This window comes from Sulfitobacter sp. UBA4523, from assembly GCF_002388305.1.
In the GTDB taxonomy this organism is placed as follows: Bacteria; Pseudomonadota; Alphaproteobacteria; order Rhodobacterales; family Rhodobacteraceae; genus Sulfitobacter; species Sulfitobacter pontiacus.
In genome coordinates, this window is the sequence record NZ_DGMH01000065.1 from 22,129 (window position 1) to 27,664 (window position 5,536).

8 protein-coding genes are annotated in these 5,536 nt (G+C 61.0%); 4 read left to right on the top strand and 4 right to left on the bottom strand.

The genetic code is table 11. The features are described 5' to 3' along the window. A partial coding sequence (locus B3849_RS15035; protein ID WP_286780400.1) for an esterase/lipase family protein occupies nucleotides 1-585 on the top strand: 585 nt, incomplete at its 5' end. Continuing rightward, nucleotides 572-1,714 carry an alpha-D-ribose 1-methylphosphonate 5-triphosphate diphosphatase gene (locus B3849_RS15040; RefSeq protein ID WP_286780401.1) on the top strand — a complete coding sequence of 381 codons (1,143 nt, stop codon included), beginning with the start codon at nucleotides 572-574 and terminating at the stop codon, nucleotides 1,712-1,714. The genes B3849_RS15035 and B3849_RS15040, both read left to right, overlap by 14 nt. Nucleotides 1,715-1,732: 18 nt before the next feature. On the opposite strand, the gene B3849_RS15045 is transcribed toward B3849_RS15040, so the two are convergent. The 3 genes from B3849_RS15045 to B3849_RS15055 form a co-directional block, all read right to left on the bottom strand. Next, on the bottom strand, nucleotides 1,733-2,806 hold the full coding sequence (locus B3849_RS15045) for a 5-(carboxyamino)imidazole ribonucleotide synthase (RefSeq protein WP_278425530.1): 1,074 nt from the start codon (nucleotides 2,804-2,806) through the stop codon (nucleotides 1,733-1,735). Continuing rightward, entirely contained in the window at nucleotides 2,799-3,287 is a 489-nt protein-coding gene (purE, locus tag B3849_RS15050) for a 5-(carboxyamino)imidazole ribonucleotide mutase (RefSeq protein WP_180828016.1), read from the bottom strand. The genes B3849_RS15045 and purE overlap by 8 nt, the downstream gene beginning before the upstream one ends. Before the next feature lie 82 nt (nucleotides 3,288-3,369). Further along, nucleotides 3,370-3,594: a YdcH family protein gene (locus tag B3849_RS15055; protein ID WP_005849528.1), complete on the bottom strand. Its 225-nt coding sequence runs from the start codon at nucleotides 3,592-3,594 to the stop codon at nucleotides 3,370-3,372. A 161-nt stretch (nucleotides 3,595-3,755) separates the two neighbouring features. Between B3849_RS15055 and B3849_RS15060 the strand changes: the two genes are divergently transcribed. Together B3849_RS15060 and B3849_RS15065 are read left to right on the top strand one after the other, a co-directional pair. Then, on the top strand, nucleotides 3,756-4,172 hold the full coding sequence (locus tag B3849_RS15060; protein WP_180828015.1) for an Hsp20 family protein: 417 nt from the start codon (nucleotides 3,756-3,758) through the stop codon (nucleotides 4,170-4,172). A 1-nt stretch (nucleotide 4,173) separates the two neighbouring features. Beyond that, the gene (locus B3849_RS15065) at nucleotides 4,174-4,392 is read left to right on the top strand and encodes a DUF1150 family protein (protein ID WP_009825186.1); all 219 of its coding nucleotides are present in this window, start codon (nucleotides 4,174-4,176) and stop codon (nucleotides 4,390-4,392) included. 133 nt (nucleotides 4,393-4,525) lie between these two features. On the opposite strand, the gene cysC is transcribed toward B3849_RS15065, so the two are convergent. Further along, on the bottom strand, nucleotides 4,526-5,536 hold a 1,011-nt coding region (gene cysC / locus B3849_RS15070), incomplete at its 5' end, for an adenylyl-sulfate kinase (RefSeq protein WP_286780402.1).

Consider the following 5,536-nt stretch of genomic DNA (forward strand, 5'->3'; position numbering starts at 1 on the left):
ACCCGCCGCACCTTGCCCGACGCAGTCGCGGCCTGCGGGACGGATAAGGTTGATTTTGTGACCCATTCCATGGGCGGCATCCTTCTGCGGCAATGGGTTGCCGAAACGGGCGATGCGCGTATTGGCCGCGTCGTCATGCTGGCCCCGCCCAATCACGGCAGCGAGGTCGTGGACACGCTGGGTGATCTTGCCGCCTTTGACTGGATGAACGGTCCCGCAGGGGCGCAGATGGGGACGGGGGAAAACTCTCTTCCCCTGCGGTTGCCTCCGGTTACCTTTGATCTGGGCGTGATCGCAGGGACGCAATCGCTGAACCCCTATTTCTCGTCGCTGCTGCCAGGGCGCGATGATGGCAAAGTGTCCGTCCAATCCGCGCGGGTCGACGGGATGCGCGATTTTTTGATGCTGCCGGTGACACATACGTTCATGATGATGAACCCGACGGTGATTGCGCAGACGATGACCTATCTGGACACAGGGAAATTCGACCGGTCGCTGGGGTTCGTGGACGCAGTGCTTGATTCAATCGGCTGCCCCGATGGGGCCTGCTTGCCGGGACAAAAGGCTAACGATGCTGAACGTTGAATTTACGGGGGCGCACGTCCTGGGCGCGGATGTGCTTGAACCCCGCCCGCTGGCGGTTGCGCAGGGGCTGATTACCGATGTGGCGCAAGCCGCACGCGTTGATCTTGACGGTTACATGATACTGCCGGGGATCGTCGATGTGCATGGGGACGGGTTCGAACGTCACCTCGCCCCCCGCCGCGGTGCGATGAAAACCATGCAAGAGGGTCTGGTCGCCGCGGAGGCAGAGCTGGCCGCCAATGGCATCACCACCGCCGTGCTGGCGCAGTTCATCAGCTGGGAAGGCGGCTTGCGCGGCTATGAATTTGCCGAACAGGTCTTTGGCGCGATCCAGCAGGTGTCAGATACGTTGGTTACGGACCTGCGCGGACAGCTCCGGCTCGAGACGCATCTGCTGGACCTCTACGCCGATCTGCCGCAGCGCATGCAGGACTGGGGGCTGTCCTATGTCGTGTTCAACGACCATCTGCCGCACGACAGGCTGGCGAAAGGGCAGGTGCCCAAACGCATGGTAGGGCAAGCGCTGAAGGCAGGCCGCAATCCGGACGACCATCTGCGGATGATGCAAGACCTGCACGCCCAAAGCGCGGATGTCCCCGGGGCGCTGGACTGGCTGTGCAAGGTGCTGGCGGCGCGGGGCATCCAGATGGGCAGCCATGATGACACCACCGCCGAAGGGCGCGCCTTATGGCGCAAGCGTGGCGTGCGCGTCGCCGAGTTCCCCGAGACGCTGGAGGCAGCCGAAGCCGCAGCGGCGGCGGCGGATCATGTGGTGCTGGGGTCGCCCAATGTGGTGCGCGGCGGGTCGCACAACGGCAATGTTTCCGCGCTTGACCTGATTTCGATGGGGATCGGCGGGGCGCTTGCCTCTGACTACCATTACCCGTCGCCACGACGCGCGGCCTTCATGCTGGCGGATCGTGGCGTATTGCCCTTGGCGCAGGCGTGGCACTTGGTATCGGCGGGGCCCGCGGCGGTGTTGGGGCTGTCGGATCGGGGTGTGATCGCCACCGGAAAGCGGGCGGATCTACTGGTGCTCGACGCGCAGACGCGCCGTGTGGCCCTGACGATGTCGGGCGGGCGCGTCAGCTATATGTCCGGTGATATTGCCGCGCGGTTCCTTCGCTAGGCCCGCGCGGATAGCGCCCTAGCTGGGCCGTTTGACGATGTTCACATGGCCCATCTTACGGCCCGGTTTGACATCAGCCTTGCCGTACAGATGCAGCGCCGTGTCGCGCTGTTTCGCCAGCTCGGGCACGCGGTCCATATCGTCGCCGATCAAGTTCTCCATCACCACATCTGCATAGCGGCTGCCGTCGCCCAAGGGCCATCCCGCCACGGCACGGATGTGCTGTTCGAACTGGTCCACCGCACAGCCGTTTTGCGTCCAGTGACCCGAGTTATGCACCCGTGGCGCGATCTCGTTCACGATGAAACCTTGCGGCGTGACAAAAAGCTCGACCCCCAGTACGCCGACATAATCCAGCGCATTCAGGATCTTGGCGGCCAGCAGGACCGCATCCATGCGCTGTGCGGCGCTTAGCCGGGCAGGGACGGTGGTGCTGTGCAGGATGCCGTCGCGGTGCACATTCTCACCGGGATCGAAACAGGCAACCTCGCCCGAGGGACTGCGCGCGGCGATCACGGACACTTCGGCGGTGAAGTTCACAAAGCCTTCCAGCACCGCAGGATTGCCAGCCATATCCGCCAAGGCCTCCGCCGCATCATCCGCACTGCGCAGTCGCGACTGGCCCTTGCCGTCATAGCCGAAGCGACGGGTTTTCAGGATCGACGGCGCGCCGATGGTCGTTATCGCGGCCTCCAGATCGGCGGCGTTGGCGATATCGGCAAAAGGGGCGACAGTCAGGCCCAAACCTTCGAGGAACTGTTTCTCTACCAGACGGTCCTGACTGGTGCGCAGCGCCTCGCGGTTGGGACGGATGGGGGCGATGTTTTCGATCACATCCAGCGCATCTGTCGGGATGTTTTCAAACTCGAAGGTGACGATATCAACCGATTTGGCAAAGGCGGTCAGCGCGTCGACGTCATCATAGCCAGCGGTGGTCAGCGCATGGGCGACATCACCTGCAGGCGGGTTGGCCCCGGGTTCAAAGATATGCGTGCGAAACCCCAGACGTGCGGCAGCAACGGCCAGCATGCGCCCCAATTGCCCGCCGCCCAAAATCCCGATGGTGGCCCCTGTCTTCAATGCTTCAGTCATCCGAAGGCTCCTCTGGGATGGAGGCGCTAAGCGCATCGCGCCAAGCGTCAAGACGGGCGGCAAGGGCAGGGTCTTGGAGGGCCAGAATGCCCGCAGCCATCAACGCGGCATTCGCGGCACCTGCAGCACCGATCGCCATCGTCGCGACCGGAAAGCCCCGGGGCATCTGCACAATAGAATAAAGCGAATCCACACCCGACAGCGCCTTGGTCTGCACCGGTACGCCGATCACCGGCACGCGGGTCTTGGACGCCATCATGCCGGGTAAATGCGCAGCACCGCCCGCACCGGCGATGATCACCTGCAGGCCGCGGTCAGCAGCGGTTTTCCCATAGCTCCACAACCGGTCGGGGGTGCGGTGTGCCGATACGATCTTGGCCTCGTAAGCGATACCAAGTTCATCCAGCAGCGTCGCTGCCTCGCGCATCGTGGCCCAATCGGACTGCGAGCCCATGATGATGCCGACAGGTGGATTTTCCATGAAAAAGGGCCTTTGCTAGAGCGTATAAGAAGCGCGCACTATAGCCATGATCGCCCGCGTGGCAATCCGCTGGCGGGCGCTGTCAGGCGGTAATATCGGGGGTCAGCCGGTCTTCGATCTGGGCAATCAGGTCTTTCAGGCGCAGCTTGCGTTTTTTCAGCCGCTGCAGCGTCAGCTGATCGCCCGTCCCCTTATCGACCAGCGCCTGAATGGCATCGTCCAGATCGCGATGCTCGCGGCGAAACACCTCAAGCTCGACACGCAGGACATCGTCATTCTTCATCGACAGGTCGGAGGGAGGATTCATAGGTTTGGCTGATTCTTGCTATATCTAGGCCTGCGAATATAGGCGGTTGCAATTCAAAGGCATAGCCCTTGCGTCCTGCCCCCATGGCCCCCATATTTGATGCAGGTCGCCGAATACGGGGCCGGATGACTGACTGTCGCTTATCTTAAAGGACGTGTCTTATGACGAAATTAACGCTGGCTTCCTACCCGCATATGCTGGGTTTCGAGCAGTTGGAACGGGTGATGGAACGTACGGCGAAGGCCGGAAACGAAGGCTATCCACCGTTCAACATTGAACAAACATCGGACTATAGCTACCGCATTACGCTTGCGGTCGCAGGTTTTGCGGAACAAGATCTCTCTATAACCGTTGAGGATAGACAGCTTGTGATCCGTGGCCGTCAGGTCGACACGCAAGAAGAGCGAATCTTTTTGCACCGCGGGATCGCCGCACGCCAGTTTCAACGATCCTTCGTACTGGCCGACGGTGTAGACGTTGGCGAAGCGCTGATTGAAAACGGCCTGCTACACGTCGATCTCACCCGCGCGAAGCCCGAAAAGGTCGTTCAGACCATCAAGATCAGAAAAGGGGAATAAAATGCATAACGAAGAAACGCATGTTCAGGACCGTACCGTCTACGTCAAGATGATTGCCGTGTCCGACCTTCCCCTCGAAGTGCGCGAGCAGGCGGAAGGGCTAAAACAGCTATACGCCGTGCATGACGCCGAAGGGCAGCAGCTGGCACTGGTCGGTGACCGCAAGCTCGCCTTTAGCCTCGCGCGCGATCATGACTATGCGCCCGTGATGGTGCATTAAGTCTTAACATCGAAAATTAAATGAAAAGGGTCGCTGTGTTGCGGCCCTTTTTTTGTGCACGGCGTCCAACAGCACGCATGAAAAAGGCCAGCCTATGAAGGCTGGCCTTTCTGTATTCGACTTGGCGAAAGGGTTACCCCTTGATCAGCCCCATGCTTTCCAGCTTGAGCAGCACCTGATGGGCGCAGTTGTCGACGTCGACATTCTCTGTCTCGACGCGCAGTTCGGGGGTTTCCGGAACGTCATAGGGGTCTGAGATCCCTGTGAATTCCTTGATCTTGCCTTCGCGGGCCAGCTTGTACAGCCCCTTGCGGTCGCGGCGTTCGCATTCCTCAATGGAGGTGGCGACGTGGACCTCGACGAAGGCACCAAAGCTTTCCACGTCTTCGCGCACGGCGCGGCGGGTGGTGGCGTAAGGCGCGATCGGCGCGCAGATGGCGATGCCGCCGTTCTTGGTGATCTCGGACGCGACATAGCCGATGCGGCGGATGTTCAGATCGCGGTGCTCTTTGCTAAAGCCCAGTTCCGACGACAGGTTCTTGCGAACGATATCGCCATCCAGAAGCGTGACGGGACGGCCGCCCATCTCCATCAGTTTGACCATCAAAGCATTGGCGATTGTCGATTTCCCCGAGCCCGAGAAACCGGTGAAGAAAACCGTAAAGCCCTGCTTGTTGCGCGGCGGCTTGGTGCGGCGCAGCTCTTCAACCACCTCGGGGAAGGAGAACCACTCGGGGATTTCCAGCCCTTCCTGCAGACGGCGACGCAACTCGGTGCCCGAGATGTTGAGGATAGTGATGGCATCCTTGTCTTCGATCTCGTCAATCGCTTCGTATTGTGCACGCTCGGCCACCCAAACCATATGTTTGAAGTCGACCATTTCGATGCCCATTTCTTCCTCATGGGCGCGGAACAGATCCTGCGCGTCATAGGGACCATAGAAATCCTCACCGGCAGAGTTCTTGCCGGGGCCCGCGTGGTCGCGGCCCACGATGAAATGGGTGCAGCCGTGGTTCTTGCGGATCAGACCGTGCCACACGGCCTCGCGGGGGCCAGCCATGCGCATGGCAAGGTTCAGCAGGCTCATCGCGGTGGTGGCGGCGGGGTATTTGTTCAGCACCGCCTCGTAGCAGCGCACGCGGGT

Excerpts from the sequence above, each read along its gene's own strand:
- purE (WP_180828016.1), bottom strand. The coding sequence starts at position 3,287 with ATGGAAAATCCACCTGTCGGCATCATCATGGGCTCGCAGTCCGATTGG.
- B3849_RS15065 (WP_009825186.1), top strand. The coding sequence starts at position 4,174 with ATGCATAACGAAGAAACGCATGTTCAGGACCGTACCGTCTACGTCAAG.
- B3849_RS15055 (WP_005849528.1), bottom strand. The coding sequence starts at position 3,594 with ATGAATCCTCCCTCCGACCTGTCGATGAAGAATGACGATGTCCTGCGT.
- B3849_RS15045 (WP_278425530.1), bottom strand. The coding sequence starts at position 2,806 with ATGACTGAAGCATTGAAGACAGGGGCCACCATCGGGATTTTGGGCGGC.
- B3849_RS15060 (WP_180828015.1), top strand. The coding sequence starts at position 3,756 with ATGACGAAATTAACGCTGGCTTCCTACCCGCATATGCTGGGTTTCGAG.
- B3849_RS15040 (WP_286780401.1), top strand. The coding sequence starts at position 572 with ATGCTGAACGTTGAATTTACGGGGGCGCACGTCCTGGGCGCGGATGTG.